We start from the raw sequence: 23,418 nt of genomic DNA, 5'->3' as shown, positions 1-23,418 counted from the left end.
CCATACCGAACAGAGAAGTTAAGCCCGCCAGAGCCGATGGTACTGCCGTAACAGGTGGGAGAGTAGGTCGGCGCCCAATCTTACAGGAACCCTGTCTCAATTACGAGACAGGGTTTTTTGCTTTTAGACCCTTTTTTGGTGAAGAATAAATGTGTAGTAAACTGTTTTATATCCTGTTAGCTTCTTTCACGATTGTAAAAATTCGGAATGTTTTGTGCATCTTAATAATCTCGTATTAATTAATATTATTTTATATTTGTTAATCAGATAAATAATTGAATATGAATTTTAAGAAGGTATTGCCGATTTTAGGTTTAAGTTTTATTTCTTTTTTTGCGTTTTCACAAGAGTATAAGGCTGGAAAACCAAATTGGCAGAATTTAGATCTAAAGGATGATGGGGTTTTTGGTATAAGCACAGAAAAGGCATATAATAAACTTCTTAAAAATAAACCTAGTACTACAGTTATCGTTGCTGTTTTAGATGGTGGTGTTCAAGCTGATCATGAAGACTTGAAGTCGGTAATGTGGGTTAATAAAGATGAAATTCCAGGTAATGGGATTGATGATGATGGAAATGGATATATTGATGATATTCATGGTTGGAATTATCTTGGAAATGCTGATGGAGAGAATGTACGATATGATAATCTAGAAGTTACCCGTTTATTAAGAGATCTTCAGCCTAAATATATTTCAGTATTGCCATCTACTCCTCTTTCTGAATCAGGGAAGCGTGAGTTTCAGGAATATCAGAAAATGGTTACTGATTATATGAATAGACTTCAAAGAGCTCAAATGGGAGAGCTTAACTACAGAAGTTTAAAGGAGAAGTTGGATAGTATAGTAGTTTCCATCGGTGATAAAAATCCATCGAAAGATGCTATTAATCAGTATAAGGCTAAAGATAGAGATGAGGCCAGAGCTATCCGAATTATTAAGGATGCCATGAATGATGGAACTGACTTTGAAGCTTTTTATAAAGATTTCATGGAAGGATTTGATTATTATACGAATCAAGTGAAATACCATCTTAATATGGCTTATGATTCTCGCAGCATTGTAGGAGATGATTATGAGGATTATAGCGATCATAATTATGGAAACCCGGATGTAGAAGGCCCCGATGCAGGACATGGGACTCATGTTGCTGGTATTATTGGTGCGGTACGCGATAATGGACTGGGACTACAAGGTGTTGCAAACAATGTGCAGATAATGGGTGTGAGGATGGTACCCGATGGAGATGAGCGTGATAAAGATATAGCCAATGCAATCCGATATGCTACAGATAATGGAGCAAAGGTAATAAATATGAGCTTTGGTAAAGGCTATGTGAAGAATAAGCAGATTGTAGATGAAGCAGTTAAATATGCAATGGATAAGGATGTATTGCTAGTACACGCTGCTGGAAATGACGGTGCTAATATTGATAACGTTCCTAACTTTCCAAATCGCCGTTATGTAGATAGTTTAGGTATCAACCAAGGCGAAGGTGAAGCGTGGCTTGAGGTTGGAGCAACTTCATGGGAAAAGAATAATCTTATTGCATCTTTCTCGAATTACGGTAAACGCAGTGTTGATGTATTTGCTCCTGGTGTTGATATTTATTCATCAATGCCTGGTTCTTTATATAAAGAACAAAGTGGTACAAGCATGGCTTCACCGGTAGTAGCGGGTTTAGCTGCACTTATTCGTTCCTATTTTCCCAAGTTTAGTGCAATTGAAGTGAAAGATATTATTATGCAATCGGTAGTTGTAACAGAAGATAAAGTGCGGATTAATGAACGCGGTGCTAATAGAAGGGTTCTTCTAAGCGATATAAGTATAAGTGGAGGGGTTGTGAATGCGTATAATGCTATAGAGTTGGCAGAAAAACTATATAAGAAAAAGAAATAAAATTAAAAGGAATTGTTTAATTCGCAGATAAGCAATACTAACGTGCTGACTGTGACGTTATATATATTCTAAAATATAATCTTATGCATATGGATGAAACGTCTACTCCAAAGTTAATGAAATTTAAATCTAAGCAAAAGGCCAAGTTCATTCCAAAGCATATGTGGGTTAATAGTGATGATTCTTTTGAAAGAAATTTAGCAGATTTATTAGATAAAGAGCTAATTAATCCCAGAAAACAAATTATTGATGAAATTCTGGAATTCGCAAAAAGGAATGTTTAACTGACCTTAAAGAATGCGTACACTTATCCATATCTTTGTTTATGCTTAAAAAAGATAGGTATAATGCGTTTGTAAAATACTTTTCTGAACATCAGCCTAATGCTGAAACAGAGTTGCATTATAACAATCCTTTTCAACTTCTAATAGCCGTTATCTTATCTGCTCAATGTACAGATAAGCGGGTTAATATGGTAACACCAGCTTTATTTGAGCGCTTTCCTACACCTGCAATATTAGCAAATACTACTTCAGATATTGTATTTGATTATATTAAAAGTATAAGCTATCCCAATAATAAAGCTAAACATTTGGTTGGAATGGCCAAGGTGTTGCTGGAGGAATTCAACGGAGTTATTCCTAATACAACTGAAGAGCTGATGCGTTTGCCAGGAGTAGGGAGGAAAACTGCCAACGTAATTTCATCTGTAATCTTTAATATGCCAACAATGGCTGTGGATACGCATGTGTTTAGAGTGTCAAGGAGAATTGGGCTTACAAATGGAAAAACGGTTTTGGCTGTAGAGAAAGACTTGGTTAAAAATCTACCCAAGGATACCATATACCTCGCTCATCATTGGTTGATACTGCATGGAAGGTACATTTGTGTTGCAAGAAGGCCTAAATGTGAGATATGCCCATTAACATCTTTTTGTCGCTATTATGAGAAGAATGTATTGAATGTGCTCAAAGTATAAATATATTAGCATTATTTCCTTTTTTGATTTATTTGTTGTATTATTGGCTAATATTATTAGTAGCCTAAATGGTTAAACTATTCGTTATATTTTTTATTAGGTATTGATTATGAATGAGAAGTCTGAAAAATTAAAAGCATTACAGCTTACACTGGATAAATTAGAAAAATCTTATGGCAAGGGTGCCGTAATGAAATTAGGCGATTCTGTAGTTGAACCGATTGATTCGATATCAACAGGTTCGCTGGGGCTTGATATCGCTTTGGGAATTGGAGGCGTACCTAAGGGACGTGTTGTAGAGATATACGGTCCGGAGTCGTCTGGTAAGACAACTTTAGCAACCCATATCATTGCTGAGGCACAGAAAAAGGGAGGCGTAGCCGCTTTTATTGATGCAGAACATGCTTTTGATAAATACTATGCTAGTAAATTAGGTGTTGATGTAGAGAATCTATTAATTGCTCAACCTGATAATGGAGAGCAGGCACTTGAAATAGCAGATAATTTAATTCGCTCTGGAGCGATCGATGTTATTGTTATTGACTCCGTTGCAGCTTTGGTACCAAGAGCAGAGATTGAGGGTGAGATGGGTGATTCTAAAATGGGTTTACAAGCTCGATTGATGTCTCAGGCGTTACGAAAGCTAACAGGTACGATTGCTAAAACGAATTGTTGCTGTATTTTTATTAATCAATTACGTGAAAAGATTGGTGTCATGTTCGGTAATCCTGAAACAACTACAGGGGGAAATGCACTGAAGTTTTATGCTTCTGTAAGACTGGACATTAGGAGAGTATCACAGATTAAGGATTCTGATGAGGTGTCAGGAAATAGAGTTAAGGTAAAGATTGTTAAAAATAAAGTAGCTCCTCCATTCCGTATTGCTGAATTTGATATTATGTTCGGAGAGGGTATCTCTAAGGTTGGGGAAATCATAGATCTTGGTGTCGATTTTAATATTATTAAGAAGGCAGGTTCATGGTTTAGCTATGGTGATACCAGACTTGGACAAGGAAGAGATGCTGTCAAAAAGCTTTTATTGGACAACCCGGATCTTATGGATGAGCTTGAAAACAAAATCCGTTTGGAAGTTACAGGCGAGAAACTTGACGAGAAGCTAGAGAAATCAGAAGATTAATAGGTAATTAGTCCATACAAAAAAAGCTATAGAATTATCTATAGCTTTTTTGTTTTAATCTAATCGTATTATTTAATCTGTATATGATTCTATTGGAGGACAAGAACAAACTAAGGTTCGATCGCCATATGGATCATTGACGCGACTTATCGATGGCCAGAATTTGCTTGTGCGCAAATAATCTAATGGAAATGCTGCTTCTTCACGCGAGTACGAGTGTTTCCATTCTTCTGCACTAACAGCTTGTACGGTATGAGGAGCATTTTTTAATATATTATTCGTTTTGTCAGCTTCTCCATTTTCTATAGTCGCAATTTCTTTACGAATAGCTAATAGAGCATCGCAAAAACGATCAATCTCTGCTTTAGATTCTGACTCAGTAGGCTCTATCATTAATGTGCCTGCTACCGGGAACGAAACAGTTGGAGCATGGAACCCATAATCCATCAATCGTTTTGCTATATCTGTAACTTCAATCCCAACAGACTTAAAGGAACGGCAATCTAATATCATTTCATGAGCACATGTGTCGTTTGCACCTGAATATAATATAGGATAATCGTTTTCTAAACGAGCTTTGATATAATTAGCATTCAATATTGCATATCTAGTCGCATTGGTCAATCCTTCTTGACCCATCATAGCAATATAAGCATGTGAAATACCTAAGATTGATGCAGAGCCCCAAGGTGCAGATGACACTGCATTGATGGAATGAGATCCTTCAAGCTTTATTACCGAATGGCCCGGCAAGAAATTGACAAGATGTTCAGCAACTCCAATTGGTCCCATTCCTGGTCCTCCCCCACCATGAGGAATGCAAAAGGTTTTATGCAAATTTAAATGGCATACATCTGCCCCAATAAAGCCAGGACTAGTGAGTCCTACCTGAGCATTCATATTTGCACCATCCATGTAAACCTGTCCGCCATTAGCATGGATAGTTTCACATATTTCAATGATAGCTTCTTCAAAAACACCATGTGTCGATGGATAGGTAACCATTAAACAGGATAGATTGTCTTTGTGTTTTTCTGCTTGGTTTTTTAAATCGGTTATATCAATGTTGCCTTTTTCATCACACTTCACAATAACAATATCTAATCCCGCCATTGCTGCTGATGCAGGATTGGTGCCATGAGCCGAAGCTGGAATAAGGACAACGTTACGCTGACTTTGTCCATTATAGTTATGATAGGCTTTAATAACCATTAGGCCCGCATACTCTCCCTGTGCTCCGGAATTTGGTTGAAAGCTCATTCTTTTAAATCCGGTTATTTCACATAACCAATGATTTAATTCATCAAATAACTGCATGTATCCACCAGTTTGATCTGAAGGAGCAAATGGATGCAAATCGCCAAATTCTTTCCATGTTAAAGGAATCATTTCGGTACTCGCATTAAGCTTCATGGTACAGGATCCTAAAGGGATCATGGAATGGCATAGAGATAAATCTTTTGCCTCCAACGATTTTATATAACGGAGCATTTCATGCTCTGAATGATAAGAATTAAAGATGGGGTGGGTAAGGAAAGATGAGTCTCTTTGTAAAGAATTTGGAATACCAGAACTTAGGTTTTCTGCCAAGCTCTGAATATCTACCTCATTATTGCCCTTGCCTTTCACTTTTGCAAAGACTTTTATTAGGTTTTTAATGTCTTCAATCGTCGTTGTTTCATCGATGGAAATTCCAACAATAGTTGAACTGTCGTACCTAAGGTTTATTTCCTGATTAATAGATTCTGCGTGTATAGCGTCTATTAAATCGCCTGCCTGTACTGAAATTGTATCAAAGAAGGTTTGATTTTCAATTTTATAACCTAATTCTGTTAAAGCTTTAACTAATAAAGCAGTAATGCTATGAATTCTGTTAGCTATCTTTTTTATTCCTTCCGGACCATGATATACGGTATAGAACCCTGCCATGATGGCTAATAATGCTTGAGCTGTGCATATATTAGAGGATGCTTTGTCTCGGCGGATATGTTGCTCACGAGTTTGCAATGCCATTCTCAGAGCATAATTGTTTTCCGCATCAATGGTAACACCAATAATACGACCAGGTATATTTCGTTTATAAGAGTCTTTTGTAGCGAAATAAGCTGCATGCGGTCCTCCAAAGCCCATGGGTATACCAAAACGCTGTGTAGAACCTACTATTACGTCGGCACCCCATTCTCCTGGAGGAGTTAAAAGGGCGAGGCTCATAATATCAGCAATTACACCTAAGGTTATGCTCTTACTGTGTAATGTATCAGCAAATGTTTTATAGTCGAAGACTTCACCTGTAGCTGCTGGATATTGTACAATCGCACCAAATATATCTTCAGTAAATTCTATATTTTGGTGGTTTCCAATCTTTAATTTGATGCCATATGATTCAGAACGTGTGTGTAAAACATCTAATGTTTGTGGGAAGATATCTTCTGAAACAAAGAATGTATTAGCATCTTTGTTTTTACGCAAGTTGTATTGCATAAACATGGCTTCGGCTGCTGCGGTAGCTTCATCTAATAATGAGGCATTTGCAATCTCCATTCCGGTTAAATCGATAACTGCTGTTTGGAAATTAAGGAGAGCCTGTAAACGTCCCTGGGCAATCTCTGCTTGATAAGGAGTGTATTGGGTATACCAACCTGGATTCTCTAATACATTTCGAAGAATTACGGTAGGTGTATTGACATCATAATAGCCTTGACCGATGTACGATTTGAACACTGAGTTTTTTGAAGCCACTTGCTTCATTTTCTTTAAATATTCTACCTCGCTCAAAGCTGGTGGAAGATCTAGAGTGTTTTTTAGACGAATATTAGCTGGTACAGTTTTTTCTATTAGTTCATCTAATGATGCTACATTTACAGTTTGCAGCATAGTTGGAAGGTCTGATTCGCGGACAGATATATGTCTCTTTTCAAACTTCTCTTGGAAATTGATATCTATTTTCATTAAAGAGAATATTTTTATAATAAATTCGTCTCTGAAAGCTAAAAAACCGAGATTTATTTATGGGTGCAAAGGTAAGCAAATTAACGTTTAGTTTTTAGGAAGAAAAGGTTCGGAAGATAGGGCCAATGCACATAATTTGATAAGGATGACGCACGTTTTTAATAGAGTAGATATTGTCCAGAAGAATACCTTATATAAGGAAGCTTTGGTGGCAGAAAAGTTAGGTAAGCTAACTCCTAAACAGTTAGATATTATTTATCAAAATAGATGGTTTCATCTTTTGGTGCCCAAAAATCTGGGCGGTGCAGAAATGTCACTTCCTGAGTTTGCCAACCTGATGGAAGAGCTGGCCGCGATTGATGGGAGCTTCGCGTGGAATGTGAATCTAGGTGCAGGAGCTAATATGTTTGCTGGTTTTATGGATCAGGGTGCTGCATCTGAAATCTTTAAAAGTGAGAAGACTTGTGTGGCAGGCAGTGGTGCAGTTATGGGTACTGCCAAGATAAAGGATGATGGGTATGTAATCAATGGATATTGGAAATATGCAAGCGGTTCGGCGCATGCTAATTATTTTTCATTGAATGCTCAATTGGTAGATTCTGAAACAGATGAATTTGCTTCTTTTCTTGTACCGGCTAAGGATGTTACGGTGATTGATACTTGGAATGTTTTTGGTATGAAAGCTACTTCGAGTTGTGATTTTCAAGTAAGTAATGTTTGGGTGCCTGAGAACTATCAGTTTAATTTGCAAAAGCCCTCTCCAACTGTTAACTCTGTTTTATATAGATTTCCATTTATGCTTTTGGCAGAAATTAATATGTTAGTGATGGCAAGTGGTCTGGCAATTCATTTTTATGAATTAGTGCGGGAGTATGCAGAAGAAAAGATTCTGAGTAATAAAGATAAAGAATCAGGAATCAGGTTGTCAGATCATATAGGATTCAAAGAAGTGTTAGATGAAAGCCTGTCTGCGTTTCTAAGCAACAGAGAAAACGTTTTTTTGATTTTGGATGAAATATGGGAAATTGTTTGTTTAGAAAGAGAAATACCTTCTGACCTAAGCAATAAGTTTAGCGAGTCTATTGCGATTACTGCTAAGTCTGCCCGGCAACTGGTAGATACTTTATATCCTTATGCTGGAATGAAAGTAGTTTTTACAAACACAGATATTAGTCGCGTGTACCGTGATTTTAAAGTCGCTTCTCAGCATGCATTATTATCTCCCAGTCACCCTATTTGAGGTTATTTCTTATACCTTTGTTAATCTAGTAAATAAAATATCACTAAAATGAGGAAAGAAAATCAAAAGCAGGATGCCCTTAACTACCATAGTAAGGGAAGGCCTGGGAAAATTGAAGTAATTCCAACTAAGCCAACGAATTCTCAACGCGATCTGTCATTAGCTTATTCTCCGGGTGTTGCAGAACCATGCTTAAAGATTGCAGAAAACAAAGGTGATGCTTATAAATATACGGCAAAAGGGAACCTGGTGGCTGTAATAAGTAATGGTACCTCGGTTCTTGGCTTGGGTGATATTGGACCAGATGCAGGAAAACCAGTAATGGAAGGAAAGGGTTTACTCTTTAAAATCTTTGCTGATATCGACGTGTTTGACCTTGAGTTAGATACAAAAAATGTGGATGAGTTTGTAAATATTGTCAGAGCATTGGAACCTACATTTGGCGGAATCAATTTAGAAGATATAAAAGCTCCCGAATGCTTTGAGATTGAGAGAAGGTTAAAAGAGGTGATGTCTATCCCGGTTATGCATGATGACCAGCATGGTACAGCAATAATTTCTGGGGCAGCCTTGATTAATGCATGTGAAATACAAAAAAAGAAATTAGAGAAAGCAAAGATTGTTGTGAACGGTGCTGGAGCTGCAGCAGTATCTTGTACAAAGATATATATGTCGTTGGGAGCAAAAATAGAGAATATAGTAATGGTGGATCGTTCGGGGGTAATTCGGGCTGATCGTTCGAATCTGGAACCAACAAAGGCTCAGTTTGCTACTAGCCGTGATATTCATACGTTGGAAGAGGCAATGAAAGATGCTGATGTCTTTATTGGATTATCTGCTGCCGATGTGGTTTCTGCATCCATGTTAAAATCTATGAATAAAAATCCCATTGTTTTTGCGATGGCCAATCCAAAGCCTGAAATCGATTATGAACTAGCTATTAATACTCGCTCAGATATAATTATGGCTACAGGTCGCTCTGATTTTCCTAATCAGGTTAATAATGTACTTGGGTTTCCATATATCTTTCGAGGTGCGCTGGATGTTCGAGCTACTGGAATTAATGAAGAAATGAAGATTGCAGCAGTTTATGCAATTGCAGATTTGGCAAAGAAAACTGTTCCTGATTCAGTAAATCAAACTTATGGGGATAACAGTTTAAAATTTGGAAAGGATTATATCATTCCTAAACCCACTGACCCCCGTTTAATTACTTCGGTTGCACCCGCAGTTGCTAAGGCAGCAATGGAAACGGGTGTTTCTCAAAAGCCAATTGAAGATTGGAACTCGTATGTTATAGAGTTGCGCAATCGTTTAGGCTTAGATGATCGGATTATCCGTGATCTGACAACTGCTGCTAAAAACGATCCTAAACGAGTAGTTTTTACCGAGGCAGATAGTTATAAAATTCTAAAAGCTGTCCAGATTGTTAAGGAAGAAGGTGTTGCAAAACCAATACTTTTAGGTAATCGCGATAAAATTGCCCGACTAATTAGAGATAATGCATTGGATATTGAAGACATTCAAATCATCGATCCATTTGAAGAGCAAGAGACAGAACGATTTAATAAATATGTTCAGTTTCTGTTTAAAAAACGGCAGCGAAGGGGAATAACAGAAGCAGGAGCTCGTAAATTAATGCTTGACCGTAATTACTTTGCTGCATGTATGGTGGAATTTGGCGAAGCAGATACACTAATTTCCGGTTTAACAAAAAACTATATTACTGCCATTCGACCAGCTTTGCAGGTAATTGGAACTCAGCCAGGAAGCCGCGTTGCAGGCATGTATATGATGTTAACTAAGAAGGGTCCTGTTTTCTTTGGTGATACTACCATCAATGAAAATCCTTCTGTTGATGAATTGGTTGATATAAGCGTATTGCTTAATAAGGCCGTTAAACGATTTAATGTTAAACCCCGTTTAGCTCTTTTATCTTATAGTAACTTCGGTTCCAGCGATGGTGTAGTTCCTTTAAAAACCCGTGAGGTAGTTAAGAAACTTCATGAAGAATACCCGGATATAGTTGTTGATGGAGAAATGCAGGGTAATTTTGCAATCAACAATGAGATGCTTACTGATAATTTTCCATTTAGTAATCTTACCGGACAAGCCGCGAATACCCTGGTTTTTCCAAATCTTGAGTCAGGAAACATTGCTTATAAGCTCTTACAGGAGCTGGGAGATGCGGAAGCTGTTGGACCGATCTTATTGGGTATGAATAAGCCTGTGCATGTTTTACAATTAGATAGTTCCGTTAGAGAAATTGTGAATATGATTACCATTGCAGTGGTTGATGTCCAATCTCGTAAAAAGCAGGTTTGAGTGTAAACGTTGTTCCAAAATAATTCTTATTAATAGATTATGTATGATTATTTAAGCGGTAAGTTAGTTTATAAAGGACCAACTCATGTTGTTCTAGATGTTGGAGGGATTGGGTATCATATTGTTATTTCATTAAATACTTATGAACAGATTAAGGCTGATGAGCATTGTAAACTTTATATTAGTTTCCAGGTAAGGGAAGATTCTCATACGCTTTACGGTTTTTATGAAGAGGGTGAAAGGAGACTTTTTTTACATCTTTTATCTGTTTCGGGCATTGGTGCTAACACTGCCCGTATGATATTGTCGTCTATAACACCTACAGAAATACAAAATGCCATCATTCAGGGGAATGTAGATTTAATTCAACGGATTAAAGGGATTGGGCCAAAGAGCGCTCAGCGCATGATTTTGGAACTTCAGGATAAGTTGAGGAAAGAAGGTCCTGATACGTTGATCAATGTACCTAGAAACCAGACTGTTTTAGATGAAGCACTCTCTGCGTTAGTAATGTTAGGATTTGTTAAAATCAAAGCGGAGAAGGTATTACAGAGTATTTATATGGCGGATAATACAATTAATGTAGAGAACCTAATAAAACAAGCGTTAAAGAAACTGTAGCGATTATTTTATTATATTTCTGTTAATTGTCATTTAGAATTATAAATTTGAATAAAAATAGAAAGATTATGAATTTTCCCGAAGAATTAAAATACACAAGAGATCACGAGTGGATTCGTGTTGAAGGAGATGAAGCTATTATTGGTATCACTGAATTTGCACAAAGTGAATTAGGTGATATTGTTTTTGTGGATATTGATACCGTTGGGAATGATATCAACAAGGATGAACTTTTTGGTTCTGTTGAAGCAGTCAAGACAGTCTCTGATCTTTTTATGCCCGTTAAAGCTACAGTTCTTTCTGTAAACGATCAATTAGATGCTAGCCCGGAGCTAGTTAATAAAGATCCATATGGTGAAGGTTGGATGATTCGGGTTAAGTTAAATGATCCATCGGATGTAGATTCATTATTGTCTGCAAATTCTTACAAGGAATTAATTGGCAAATAGGGCTACAGTTTATTCGTTTAAATATTAGTATTGAGAGACTCAGCATTGTTTTCGTTGTGTCTCTTTTTTGTTTTTATAATCGTTATTTTAAAATGAAGCATTATATCTGGGCCATTATTTGGGCAATTCTAGTATTGTTTTTAGTTTCATCCCCCATGCCAGATGTTTCTAACTCACCAGATATCTTTCCTGGAATAGATAAATTAGTTCATACCGGTTTCTTTTTTGTTTTCACAGTACTTATGTTTTTTGGTTCTATTATGAATAATGATGAACCAACTTTGTTTCATTTACCCAATATTTTGATTCTTATAGTGGGTAGTCTTTTTGCTATTTCAACAGAGCTTATTCAGAAATATTTTTTTACTTATAGGGATTTCGAATACTGGGATATTTTTGCAGACCATGTGGGTATTGCTATGGGTTATTTTGCTTATTTGGTTCTTGTGCTTAGTATTAGCAAGGTTAAAAAATAATTGTTATATAGTTATTGATTTTGTTACTTGTAATCAGTCTAAATAATTGTATTTTTGGGAACAATTAAAAACTATGAAACTATCAGATTTGAAAATTGGCCAGCATGGGATAATTAAGGAATTTACTGATTTGGCATTATCGGTTAAATTGATGGAAATGGGATGTTTGCCAGGTGAATCAGTTTGTCTCGAACGTATAGCTCCTATGGGAGATCCAATTGCTATTAAAGTTTCTGGTTACCAATTGAGCTTACGTAAGGAGGAAGCCTCAAAGGTTATTTTACATACCTAAAATTCATATGACTTGAAAGTTGCTTTAGTAGGAAATCCAAATACTGGAAAATCCTCATTATTTAATATACTTACCGGGTTAAATCAGAAAATAGGGAACTTCCCGGGTGTTACGGTGGATAAAAAGTCGGGATTCTGTAAACTCGAAAACAATCAGGTTGTTTCTGTCATGGATTTACCAGGTTGCTACAGTTTATATCCTAAAACACAAGATGAAGCCATTGTTTCTGATATCTTATCTGATAAAAGAAATGAATTCTATCCAGATTTAGTGATTGTTGTTGTTGACGTTACTAATTTAAAGCGTAATCTTTTACTTTATACTCAAGTTGCTGATCTTGGAATTCCCTTGATTTTGGCGCTGAATATGAATGATTTAGCAGAAAAGGAAAAAATAACTGTTGATATTAATAAGCTATCAGAATTATTAGGGGTACAAGTTGTTAAAATTAGTGCTCGTAATAATGAAAATATACAAGACCTGAAGAAAGCTATTGCTAATGCTCCGAGCTTTGCCGTGCATTCTTCGACTTACTCTATACCTCAATCATCTCAGAACTTAGTAGATAGAATATCTGATGAGTTTAACTACGATAATGAATACGCTAGTCTATTATTAGCTCATCAATATTCGGCAGCCAAACATTTATCTAAAAATGAATCTGACAGGTTAGGAAGATTTATCCAAGAGCAGGATTTTCATTCTGAAGACCAGCAAGTAGAAGAAACTATCTGGCGTTATACATATATTGACAAATTAATAAAAGAGTGTGTTCATATAGCCCCTCAAGATGTTAAACCTAGTTTAACAGACAAGATTGACGATGTTCTAACTCATAAATTCTGGGGTTTCGCAATTTTCTTTTTGATCTTGTTGGTAATCTTCCAGTCTGTTTTCTCATGGGCTGAGTACCCAATGGCGATGATTGAAAGTCTATTTGCCTGGCTAGATCAAATAGGGCATCAATATTTGCCTGACGGAGTATTTGCAGATCTATTATTAAACGGAATACTTGCCGGTTTAGGCGGGGTAATCGTTTTTATTCCACAGATTGCCATTCTTTTCGCTTTTATTGCCATTCTTGAAGATACAGGCTATATGGCTCGTATTACATTTTTAATGGATAAGATGATGCGTAAAGTAGGTCTGAGCGGTAAGTCTGTCGTGCCAATGATTGGTGGACTTGCTTGTGCCGTACCATCTATTATGGCAACCAGGAACATAGAAAACTGGAAAGACCGCATAATTACAATTATGGTTACTCCATTAATAAGTTGTGCGGCCCGTCTTCCTGTATATATTTTATTGATATCGTTGGTCGTTCCTGATGATAAAGTATGGGGCTTTTTTGATTTGAGAGGTCTAACTTTATTGGGTTTATATATTTTGGGCACCGTAGGCGCTGTATTTGTTGCGTGGATAATGAAACACTTGGTTAAGGGTAAAGCAGGATCATATTTTATTATGGAATTGCCTGTTTATCGTAAACCACGATGGAAAAATGTTTTCCTTACCATGTTTGATAAAGTAATGACGTTTATTCTTGAGGTCGGTAAAATAATTATAGCAATTTCTATTGTCTTATGGGTGGCCGCTAGTTATGGCCCTCCTAGTAGAATGGATACTATAACAGCCAAGTACGAATCTCCTGAGCTTGTCGATAGTTACCCAGCTGCCGAATTAGAGAGGATGGAGTCTGCAGAAAGATTAGAAAATTCTTATGTTGGTATTCTAGGAAAGACGATCGAGCCCGTAATTCGTCCCTTAGGTTTTGATTGGAAAATTGGAATTGCTTTAATTACTTCTGTTGCGGCAAGAGAGGTTTTCGTTGGTACTATGGCGACAATATATAGTGTTGAAGGTTCTGACGATGATACTGCAAATATCAGGGAAATTATGTCTGCAGCTAAAGACCCTGTAACAGGAGCAAAGGTTTATACAACTGCTACTGCTTTTTCATTAATGGTGTTTTATGCTTTCGCGATGCAGTGTTTAAGTACAATTGCTGTGGTGAAACGTGAAACAAATGGCTGGAAATGGCCTGCTATACAATTTGGCTATATGACTGTGATGGCCTATCTTGCTAGCTTAATCGTATATCAGTTATTGAGGTAAATGGATCGAGTTTCAGTCCTTGCAAAGTATATACCCTTAGAAGCAGCGCAAATAATTGCACAATGGATTGCAGAGAACTCTTGTCAGTTTACAATCTCTCGCAGCAGAAAGAGTAAATTCGGTGACTATCGTCCTCCGTATGCAGGTAAGGGTCATCGGATATCCATTAATAATAATCTTAATGAGTATGCTTTTTTAATAACTACTGTTCATGAGTTTGCTCATCTAAAAACCTGGAATGAGCATAAGAATAGATTTAAACCGCATAGTTTAGTTTGGAAAAATAATTTTAAGGAATTGATGCAGCCATTCTTTGCATTAGAGATTTTTCCAGAAGATATTAAAACCGCTGTTTCCTCCTATTTGTCAAATCCGAGTGCGTCAAGCTGTACAGATCTGGATCTTTACCGTGCGCTTCAACGATATGATAAAGCAAAAGAGGGGCATATAGTATTAGAACATCTTCCACAAGATCGTTTGTTTGCGTTATCGTCAGGCAGAATTTTTGAAAAAGGTCCGAAGTTAAGGAAAAGATACCGCTGCATTGAAAGGCCAAGTGGAAAGGTTTATTTATTCAACCCTTTGGCAGAGGTAAAGATATTGCCTTGATTTATATGTTTTCTTGATTTCTTTCCTTCCATTGTTTGCTGAATGATTTCTCAGCAACGACAGGCAGATCTCTATGCTTTCCCCAATTCTTTCTGAAAAAGTTTCTTAGAAACCAATTCTTGGTCTTTCCTCCAAACTTATCAACGAGGCTTCTGCGAGTTATGACATTCGAGAAAACCTTCCAGCCTATGCGCTCCATTGTCGGACTTAAACCAGCTTTTACTGCATCTCTTCGATTTGCCAGAAGCATATTGTGGATGTCGATTTTAACGGGGCATACCTCAGTGCATTTTCCGCATAGGCTAGATGCATAACTTAAATGCTTGAAGGCCTCCATGCCTTTCATATGAGGTGTAATCATTGATCCTATTGGTCCGCTATAGGTTGTATTATAAGTGTGGCCACCTATATTCTTATAAATCGGACAGGCATTTAAACAAGCTCCGCAGCGTATGCAATATAAAGCTTGTCGCTGATCTTTTTGGGCTAGCACATTGGTCCGCCCATTATCCAATAAAACGACGTACATCTTCTCCGGACCATCAGTTTCTCCTGCCTGTCTGGGACCGCCGATAATGCTATTATAAACTGTTAAATTCTGGCCAGTACCATGGCTTGATAGCAACGGCCAATAAAGATCTAAATCTAAAAGGGATGGAATTAGTTTTTCAATTCCTACAATTGCAATATGTATCTTAGGAAATGTAGTGCTTAATCTGATATTGCCTTCGTTTTCTGTTAATGCAATACTTCCTGTGTCAGCAATAAGAAAATTTGCGCCTGTAATACCTACATCAGCCTGTAAATATTTTTCTCGTAAAAGTTCTCTTGCTTTTAAGGTTAACTGCTCTGGAGTGGCATCGATCGGAGTATTAAATCTTTCGTTGAATAGCTTAGCAATGCTTGCCAGATCAAGATGCATAGCGGGAGTCACAATATGATAAGGCTTTTGACCTAAGAGCTGTACTATGTATTCACCAAGGTCACTTTCGATCGATTCAACACCATTTTTTTCAAGAAATTCGTTTAAACCAACTTCCTCTGTGGTCATTGATTTCGACTTAATTACTTTTTTAGCATTTACCTCTTGGAGTATTTTCCAGATTTCTTGTCGTGCTTCCTCTTCATCATTGGCCCAGATAACTTTTCCTCCTTTTCGTTGAAAATTTGCTTCAAACTCAGGTAAGTACTTATCCAGGTTTTCCATTATCTTCCACTTTAACCCATAACCCTTTCTTTTGGAGTTTTCAAGGTTATTGAATCGTGCGATACCAACTTTAACAGCCGAATTGTATTTATCAATATTATAATTGATAATCTTTCTATGATTTAAATCGAATGCTTTTGATTCACTTTCAGTTTGAAAAATACTAGCTGGATTGGAAGCCATGGTCTTATCTTTTATTGGAATCTATTACCAATCTTTTATCACGATTGGCTATTTCCCAAGCAGTGTAAAACACTAATTTGGTTCGTTTAATTAACAATTCAAAATTTATTTTATCCGCAGTATCTGTAGGTTGGTGGTAATCTTCATGAACTCCATTAAAATAGAAAATTACAGGAATTCTATTTTTAGCAAAATTGTAATGATCGGATCGGTAATATATTCTTTCGGGATCATTAGGATCATTGTATTTATAATCCAGACTCAACTGTGTATGCTCGGCATTTACCTGCTCACTGATTTTATGCAATTCAGAGCTTAGCTTGTCAGAACCAATTAAATAGATATAGTTTGGATTTGACTGATGTGCAGGATCGATGCGACCGATCATATCTATATTTAAGTTAGAAACTGTATTTTCTAATGGATATATAGGGTGGCGGGTATAGTAATCTGAGCCCAACAAGCCTTTTTCCTCTCCGGTTACAGTCATAAAAAGAATACTCCGCCTCGGTCCATGACCGTCTTCTTTACTTTTTGTAAACGCACGCGCCATTTCCAATACGCCGGTAGTTCCTGAGGCATCATCATCTGCACCATTATAAATCTCACCATTTGAAACACCAACATGATCGTAGTGTGCGGAAATTACAATTAGCTCATCTTTTAGGTCTGATCCTTCCAGGTAACCCAAGACATTTTGGGATTTAACGTCATTAATATGTGTTCCAAAACTAGTGTATAGGTTTGTAGGTATAACCTTGCTGGACGGTACTCCTTCGTTATTGATGTTCTTCTTTAAGTCAGTTAGTGATATTCCAGCTTGTTTTAATAATTGATTGGCAATATCAACTGTAATATGTGCGACACCGATAGTATTCACAGGCTCTTTGAAGTCTTCTTTCAGAACAATTCTAGACCTATTGATACTCTCACCCATATCATCCAATGTGCTCTGGACATTGGATGAAACTGCAAGGATTAGCTTCGGGTTCTTTGCTAAAATAGCTTGAAGTCTTTTGTTTGGTTGCGTTGACCAATCTGAAAGTTGCTTTTTGCCTGTGATGTATGATATTCCTCTCGTATTTACAGGCTCACCTTCGTTTATCACTAGTACGACTTTGTTTGTTATATCAATGCCTTTTAAATCGTCGTACTGGCTGCTGCTAATGCCATAGCCAATAAAGAGTATATCATTGACAGATATGGTAGTTTCTTTTCCTGAACCAGTCATAAAGAAATCCTGGCCAGCACGATAGCTTTCATTGTTAACATTAAAACTTTGAACCTGGAATTGAGACTCTGTTAATTCTATGGGTTGAAAATAACTGTTATTTACAGGAGCGGATAAATTAAGTTTCTTAAACTCATCAGCTATATATTGAGCTGCTTTCTGTCCACCCGGTTTCCCGGTATCGCGACCTTCAAAATCATCCGATGCCAGTGTCGTTAAATGTTCTCTTGCAGAACTTTCTTTAATTTCATTAGCATACCTTTCTACTTGGGAGTTATTCTGTGCACATGCATTAGAAAGTATCCCAAAACTAATAAATGAAAGTATCAGATTTTTTAAAAGCATAGCAGGAATTGTTAATTATTATAGAGTAGAAACTCTTAACAGGTGGATATTTTATTTACCCGATTATCATGGCGCCCTCCTTCATAGGCTGTAGAAAGAAAAGTTTTAACGATCTCTTTGGCTTCTTCAATAGTTACAAACCTTGCTGGTATACATACTACATTTGCATTGTTATGTTGCCTGGCAAGGGCCGCCACTTCTTTATTCCAACAAAGTGCAGCGCGTATTCCCTGATGTTTATTGGCCGTTATTGCCACACCGTTCGCACTTCCACAAATCAAAATTCCGAATCCTTGAGCTTTGCTCTCTACTGCTTCTGACAAGGGATGTGCAAAGTCAGGATAATCGACAGATTCGGTACTATGTGTTCCAAAATCTTTTGAAGTGAATCCTAGCTCATGGATATAGTTTTTTAGAGCCTCTTTATATTCATATCCCGCGTGATCTGCGCCTATTGCAATATTTTTTAAGGTGTCCATTTTTTTTATGAATTAAAGAATTCTTTTTCTTTTTTTAGTTTACGTTTTTGTACGTTCTCTGAAACGATAATACTGATTTCATATAATAGCAATAATGGGAAAGTAACAGCCAACATCGTAATTACATCTGGAGTCGGTGTTACAATTGCTGCTATAACTAGGATAACAATAAAAGCATATCGTCTGGTAGCACGCATAAACTGAGGAGTCATAACCCCAATTTTAGATAGTATAAAGATAATGATTGGTAACTCAAAAACGATACCTGATCCCAATGAAATTGTAGCAATGGATGATAGATAAGAAGTAATTGTTATTTGGTTGGTAACTTCATTACTTACTTGGAAGTTTCCTAAGAAATTTACTGATAGTGCTGAAATTATATAATAGCCGAATAGTACACCAATGGCGAAAAGCATACTCGCAAAGAAGACAAACCCACGAGCAGATTTCCGTTCGATATCTGACAGTGCCGGTTTAACAAAGCGCCAGATCTCGTATAGCATGTAAGGGAAACCAACCATTACACCAATTAGAAGAGATGAGTTTATTTGTAAAGTAAACTGGCCGGCCAGTTCAGTATTAATTAGGTTAATAGGAATTTCAGTTACACAGAAGTCAGGACCTAAACTAAACCTGTCTGCCATTAAGCACATCATTCTATATGTCCAGAAGTCAGTTCTTAATGGTCCCATAATAAGATCATCAAAAATAAAGTCATAAAAGACGAAAGCGAGAGCCATAAAAACGAAAACAGCGATAGCTGCACGAATTAAATGCCATCGTAAAACCTCTAAATGTTCAAAAAAGGACATTTCGGCTTCCAGGTTCTTGCCTTTTTGCTTTATAGCATCTAGTAGTTTTTTACTATTTGTATCGCTCATAATTGTTAAAAAGCTAAAATACCATTCTAAAAATAAAGAATGGTATTTTAAAATTATTTATCATCTGTCAAAAAGCTATTCAGATAGGTCAAAGGTTTCCATGAATTTAGTTGTAAAATTCCCTGCTCTAAAGTTAGGGTCTGCCATTAAACGTAAATGAAGTGGAATGGTAGTTTTGACACCTTCAATTACAAATTCACTCAATGCTCGTTCCATCGTAGAAATAGCTTCTTCTCTGGTCTGTGCTGTACAGATCAATTTGGCAATCATTGAATCGTAATACGGAGGGATGGTATAGCCAGCGTAAACATGTGTATCTACTCGTACTCCATGGCCTCCTGGTGAATGAAAGTTTGTGATTGTTCCTGGTGACGGTCTGAAATTATTAAACGGATCTTCAGCATTAATTCTGCATTCGATAGCATGCATGGTTGGTTCATAGTTGTTTCCGGATATTGGAACTCCACTTGCCACCTTAATTTGTTCTTTTATTAAATCAAAGTTTATGACCTCTTCTGTTACAGGATGTTCCACTTGAATCCGTGTATTCATCTCCATAAAATAGAAATTCCTATGCTTGTCAACTAAGAATTCGATTGTTCCCGCACCTTCATAATTCACAGCTTTTGCACCTAAAATAGCTGCATCACCCATTTTCTTCCTTAATTCAGTTGTAATGAAAGGAGAAGGAGCTTCTTCAACTAATTTTTGATGTCTTCTTTGTATGGAGCAATCACGTTCAGATAAATGACAAACAGTTCCAAATTGATCACCAACAATTTGTATTTCAATATGGCGTGGATCTTCAATATATTTCTCAAGGTAAAGCCCGTCATTACCAAATGACGCTCCAGCTTCTTGTCTAGCAGAATCCCATGCACTTTCAAATTCGCTATCTTTCCAAACAATCCGCATTCCTTTTCCGCCACCACCAGCAGTAGCTTTCAAGATAACAGGGTAGCCAGTCTCATTGGCAATTTTTATACCTTCTTTTATATCTCTAATTAATCCTTTAGAACCTGGTATGGTAGGAACACCCGCCTTTTGCATTGTTTCCTTTGCAGAGGCTTTGTCGCCCATTGCGTTAATCTGCGCAGCAGTTGCACCGATAAATTTAATACCATACTCTTCGCATGTAGCAGAAAATTTAGCATTTTCTGATAAGAAGCCATATCCAGGATGAATGGCGTCAGCATTTGTTAATTCTGCGGCTGATAATATATTGGGGATATTTAAATAGGAGTCTTTGCTTGTTGGCGGACCAATACATACAGCCTCATCTGCAAAACGAACATGTAAACTGTCACGGTCAGCAGTAGAGTAAACCGCTACGCTTTTTATGCCCATTTCTCTACAGGTCCTAATAATGCGTAGTGCAATTTCACCACGATTAGCAATAAGTATCTTTTTAAACATATACGTTTTATTTTGCTTTTAATAGCAGGAGTTCATCAATTGTTGTTAATTAGGATCTACCAAGAATAGAGGCTGATCATATTCAACAGGCTGTGCATTCTCAACCAGAACTTTCACTATTTTTCCAGACACCTCTGATTCTATTTCATTGAAAAGCTTCATTGCTTCAATAATACAGATTACATCACCTGTAGATACAGAATCACCTACATTTACAAACAAAGGCTTGTCAGGGCTTGATGAACGATAGAACGTACCAATCATCGGAGATTTGATTGTGATCAATCTTGATGTGTCGTCAGTGGTTGGCGCAGAAGGTGAAGCTGGCTCTGCTGCAATAGCAGGTGCAGCTGCAGGGGTTGGTACTGGTGCCGGTATAGCTTGTACAGAAGGTAAAGTCGCATTTACATACGTCGGTTCCTTGTTTGTCTTAATAGTGATTTTAAAATCCTGTTCTTCTATAGACACTTCGTTTACGCCCGACTTGGCAACAAACTTGATTAGATCTTGAATTTGTTTAATATCCATTGATGTCATTTATTATAATCGTTTAACAATGTTATATTTAAATATAGTAAATAAGCTTTTAATAAGCCCATTTCAAGTAAATAGATCCCCACGTAAATCCACCACCAAAAGCGGCTAAAACCAAAACATCACCTTTTTTAAGTTGGTTTTCCCAATTCCATAAACATAAAGGAATTGTTCCATTTGTTGTGTTTCCGTATTTCTGAATGTTGATCATGATTTTTTCAGAGCCAATATTCATCCGATTTGCGGTAGCATCAATAATTCTCTTATTAGCTTGATGGGGTACCAGCCAGGTTACGTCATCTCCCTTAAGGTTATTCCGTTCCATAATTTCACCAGCAGCATCTGCCATATTGGTGACCGCAAATTTAAATACTTGTTGGCCTTCCTGATGAATAAAATGTTCTCTGGCATCAACTGTTTCATGGCTGGCCGGGTTCAAAGAACCGCCTGCCTTTTGATATAAATAATTTCTGCCTGCTCCGTCACTTTTTAATACAGAGTCTATAACGCCGTTTCCTTCTGTATCAGGTTCTAGTAAAACTGCACCACATCCATCACCAAAAAGAATGCAGGTTGATCGATCTGTATAGTCTACAATAGATGACATTTTATCACCACCAACAATTAATACCTTTTTATGATGACCTGATTCAATGAACTGAGCACCAGTAGTTAATGCATATATAAAGCCAGAGCAAGCTGCCTGTAGGTCGTATCCCCAAGCATTCGAAGCACCAATTTTATCAGCTAAGATATTCGCTGTTGCTGGAAATACCATGTCAGGCGTTGCTGTCGCGAAAATTATTAAGTCAATCTCTTTAGCTGATATACCTCTTTTCTCCAGCAAACCTTGTACTGCGGGTACAGCTAAATCTGAGGTTGCTTTATCACCATCTTTTAGAATCCGACGTTCTTTAATTCCTGTCCGTGAAACAATCCATTCATCGTTGGTATCGACAAGCGTTTCCAATTCTTGGTTGGTGAGGATGTAGGGAGGAACATAGCCATTTACAGCAGTTATTGCAGCGCGAATTTTAGACATTTCTATTTTATAAATTTAATTAAAGGCAGCTCTTATTTTATCGGTTATTTTTGATTCAATCATTAGCCGCGATAGTAAAATCATGTTTTTTATTGCTTTAGGACTCGATATCCCATGACCTATAATAACAGGGGCATTAACTCCTAAAATTGGGCTTCCCCCGTACTGTTCATAGTTAAACCGATCGAAGAAATCGTCTTTGAAGTTTCTTTCCTCAACCAAGTTATGAAAAGATTCAGCAAGCTTAAGCATGATGTTCCCTACAAATCCATCACAGACCATTACGTCGGCTTTATCATTGAATAAATCCCGACCTTCAATGTTTCCAATGAAATTAATACCTTCTTTTTCTTTGAATAAAGGATACGCAGCATGTGTCAGATTATTGCCTTTCTCTTCTTCTTCACCTAAGTTAATCAAACCTACTTTGGGGTTAGGAACATTATAAATATGTTCTGCAAACAAACTGCCTAGAACGGCAAATTGGACTAATGTTTCAGCTTTACAATCAGCATTTGCTCCTACATCAAGTAGAATACCATAGCCACTCTTCTCTTTTGGAATATTAGATGCAATAGCTGGCCGATTAAGGTTTGGTATGCTTTTAACGCTAAACATAGCACCTACCAGCATGGCGCCGGTGTTTCCTGCAGAGGCAAAAGAGTCTAGTTTTCCTTCTTTAAGTAATTGGAATCCTAAACATATACTAGCATTTGGTTTGTGTGTAATAGCTTTGGTTGGATGTTCATTCATCCCGATTGCCTCAGTTGTATGAACGTATTCAAACATGTCAGGGTTAGCACCTGCTTGTTTAATAATTAAATGCGCCTGGTCTTTATCACCGATGAGAACGAGGTTTTGATCTGACGATAATTCTTTTTGAGCTTCTATGGCTCCTAAAACAATTGCTTTTGGAGCGAAATCACCCCCCATAATGTCTAAGCCAATCTTCATTCTATTTTATTTATTTTTTTAAAAATAGTAAAAAACATCCCAAGGTAACACT

Annotated in this window: 21 protein-coding genes and 1 rRNA gene; 13 read left to right on the top strand and 9 right to left on the bottom strand. The window is 37.1% G+C overall.

The features are described 5' to 3' along the window. From rrf to recA, 5 genes are all read left to right on the top strand, one after another. Positions 1 to 79: ribosomal RNA gene (rrf, locus tag VL047_RS13585) — 5S ribosomal RNA — on the top strand; the annotation flags it as partial. 202 nt (positions 80 to 281) lie between these two features. Beyond that, positions 282 to 1,898 carry a S8 family peptidase gene (locus VL047_RS02520; protein ID WP_325358199.1) on the top strand — a complete coding sequence of 539 codons (1,617 nt, stop codon included), beginning with the start codon at positions 282 to 284 and terminating at the stop codon, positions 1,896 to 1,898. 89 nt (positions 1,899 to 1,987) lie between these two features. Then, the gene (locus VL047_RS02515; protein WP_325358197.1) at positions 1,988 to 2,182 is read left to right on the top strand and encodes a hypothetical protein; all 195 of its coding nucleotides are present in this window, start codon (positions 1,988 to 1,990) and stop codon (positions 2,180 to 2,182) included. 41 nt (positions 2,183 to 2,223) lie between these two features. Next, positions 2,224 to 2,877, top strand: coding sequence for an endonuclease III (gene nth, locus VL047_RS02510; RefSeq protein ID WP_325358195.1), 654 nt, complete (start codon positions 2,224 to 2,226; stop codon positions 2,875 to 2,877). A gap of 109 nt (positions 2,878 to 2,986) precedes the next feature. Beyond that, complete coding sequence (recA, locus tag VL047_RS02505) at positions 2,987 to 4,015, top strand: recombinase RecA (protein WP_325358193.1); 1,029 nt, start codon at positions 2,987 to 2,989, stop codon at positions 4,013 to 4,015. A gap of 72 nt (positions 4,016 to 4,087) precedes the next feature. Here recA and gcvP read toward each other — a convergent pair whose 3' ends face one another. Continuing rightward, complete coding sequence (gcvP, locus tag VL047_RS02500; protein ID WP_325358191.1) at positions 4,088 to 6,964, bottom strand: aminomethyl-transferring glycine dehydrogenase; 2,877 nt, start codon at positions 6,962 to 6,964, stop codon at positions 4,088 to 4,090. Positions 6,965 to 7,109: 145 nt separating this feature from the next. Here gcvP and VL047_RS02495 point away from each other — a divergent pair, with 145 nt between their 5' ends. From VL047_RS02495 to VL047_RS02460, 8 genes are all read left to right on the top strand, one after another. After that, positions 7,110 to 8,204, top strand: a complete 1,095-nt coding sequence (locus VL047_RS02495; RefSeq protein ID WP_325358189.1) for a hypothetical protein — start codon at positions 7,110 to 7,112, stop codon at positions 8,202 to 8,204. Between the two features lie 48 nt (positions 8,205 to 8,252). Beyond that, entirely contained in the window at positions 8,253 to 10,529 is a 2,277-nt protein-coding gene (locus VL047_RS02490) for an NADP-dependent malic enzyme (protein WP_325358187.1), read from the top strand. 39 nt (positions 10,530 to 10,568) lie between these two features. Beyond that, positions 10,569 to 11,150, top strand: coding sequence for a Holliday junction branch migration protein RuvA (gene ruvA / locus VL047_RS02485; protein ID WP_325358186.1), 582 nt, complete (start codon positions 10,569 to 10,571; stop codon positions 11,148 to 11,150). Positions 11,151 to 11,218: 68 nt separating this feature from the next. Next, the gene (gene gcvH, locus VL047_RS02480; protein ID WP_325358184.1) at positions 11,219 to 11,599 is read left to right on the top strand and encodes a glycine cleavage system protein GcvH; all 381 of its coding nucleotides are present in this window, start codon (positions 11,219 to 11,221) and stop codon (positions 11,597 to 11,599) included. Between the two features lie 92 nt (positions 11,600 to 11,691). Beyond that, positions 11,692 to 12,075 (top strand): VanZ family protein, encoded by a 384-nt coding sequence (locus VL047_RS02475; RefSeq protein ID WP_325358182.1) that lies wholly within the window; start codon positions 11,692 to 11,694, stop codon positions 12,073 to 12,075. 73 nt (positions 12,076 to 12,148) lie between these two features. Continuing rightward, a complete protein-coding gene (locus VL047_RS02470; protein ID WP_325358180.1) occupies positions 12,149 to 12,367 on the top strand; it encodes a FeoA family protein in 219 nt (72 codons plus the stop codon). A 12-nt stretch (positions 12,368 to 12,379) separates the two neighbouring features. Beyond that, the gene (gene feoB / locus VL047_RS02465; RefSeq protein WP_325358178.1) at positions 12,380 to 14,482 is read left to right on the top strand and encodes a ferrous iron transport protein B; all 2,103 of its coding nucleotides are present in this window, start codon (positions 12,380 to 12,382) and stop codon (positions 14,480 to 14,482) included. Next, a complete protein-coding gene (locus VL047_RS02460) occupies positions 14,483 to 15,091 on the top strand; it encodes a sprT domain-containing protein (RefSeq protein WP_325358176.1) in 609 nt (202 codons plus the stop codon). Between the two features lies 1 nt (position 15,092). Here the strand turns inward: VL047_RS02460 and VL047_RS02455 are convergent, their stop codons facing one another. The 8 genes from VL047_RS02455 to plsX all read right to left on the bottom strand — a co-directional run bounded on the left by VL047_RS02455 (position 15,093) and on the right by plsX (position 23,366). After that, positions 15,093 to 16,481, bottom strand: a complete 1,389-nt coding sequence (locus VL047_RS02455; protein WP_325358174.1) for a LutB/LldF family L-lactate oxidation iron-sulfur protein — start codon at positions 16,479 to 16,481, stop codon at positions 15,093 to 15,095. Positions 16,482 to 16,485: 4 nt separating this feature from the next. Then, positions 16,486 to 18,057, bottom strand: a complete 1,572-nt coding sequence (locus tag VL047_RS02450; RefSeq protein ID WP_325358172.1) for a M28 family metallopeptidase — start codon at positions 18,055 to 18,057, stop codon at positions 16,486 to 16,488. A gap of 35 nt (positions 18,058 to 18,092) precedes the next feature. After that, on the bottom strand, positions 18,093 to 18,536 hold the full coding sequence (gene rpiB / locus VL047_RS02445) for a ribose 5-phosphate isomerase B (RefSeq protein WP_325358170.1): 444 nt from the start codon (positions 18,534 to 18,536) through the stop codon (positions 18,093 to 18,095). Between the two features lie 5 nt (positions 18,537 to 18,541). After that, positions 18,542 to 19,420, bottom strand: a complete 879-nt coding sequence (gene tatC / locus VL047_RS02440; protein WP_325358168.1) for a twin-arginine translocase subunit TatC — start codon at positions 19,418 to 19,420, stop codon at positions 18,542 to 18,544. Positions 19,421 to 19,495: 75 nt separating this feature from the next. Continuing rightward, positions 19,496 to 20,836, bottom strand: coding sequence for an acetyl-CoA carboxylase biotin carboxylase subunit (accC, locus tag VL047_RS02435; RefSeq protein WP_325358166.1), 1,341 nt, complete (start codon positions 20,834 to 20,836; stop codon positions 19,496 to 19,498). A 45-nt stretch (positions 20,837 to 20,881) separates the two neighbouring features. Beyond that, the gene (gene accB / locus VL047_RS02430; protein WP_325358163.1) at positions 20,882 to 21,364 is read right to left on the bottom strand and encodes an acetyl-CoA carboxylase biotin carboxyl carrier protein; all 483 of its coding nucleotides are present in this window, start codon (positions 21,362 to 21,364) and stop codon (positions 20,882 to 20,884) included. Positions 21,365 to 21,422: 58 nt separating this feature from the next. Continuing rightward, positions 21,423 to 22,412: a beta-ketoacyl-ACP synthase III gene (locus VL047_RS02425; RefSeq protein WP_325358161.1), complete on the bottom strand. Its 990-nt coding sequence runs from the start codon at positions 22,410 to 22,412 to the stop codon at positions 21,423 to 21,425. A gap of 15 nt (positions 22,413 to 22,427) precedes the next feature. Continuing rightward, complete coding sequence (gene plsX / locus VL047_RS02420; RefSeq protein WP_325358159.1) at positions 22,428 to 23,366, bottom strand: phosphate acyltransferase PlsX; 939 nt, start codon at positions 23,364 to 23,366, stop codon at positions 22,428 to 22,430. Between the last annotated feature and the right edge of the window lie 52 nt (positions 23,367 to 23,418).

It is taken from the genome of Albibacterium sp. (genome assembly GCF_035514885.1).
Taxonomy (GTDB): Bacteria; Bacteroidota; Bacteroidia; order Sphingobacteriales; family Sphingobacteriaceae; genus Albibacterium.
This window is presented reverse-complemented; position numbering and strand designations above follow the sequence as displayed.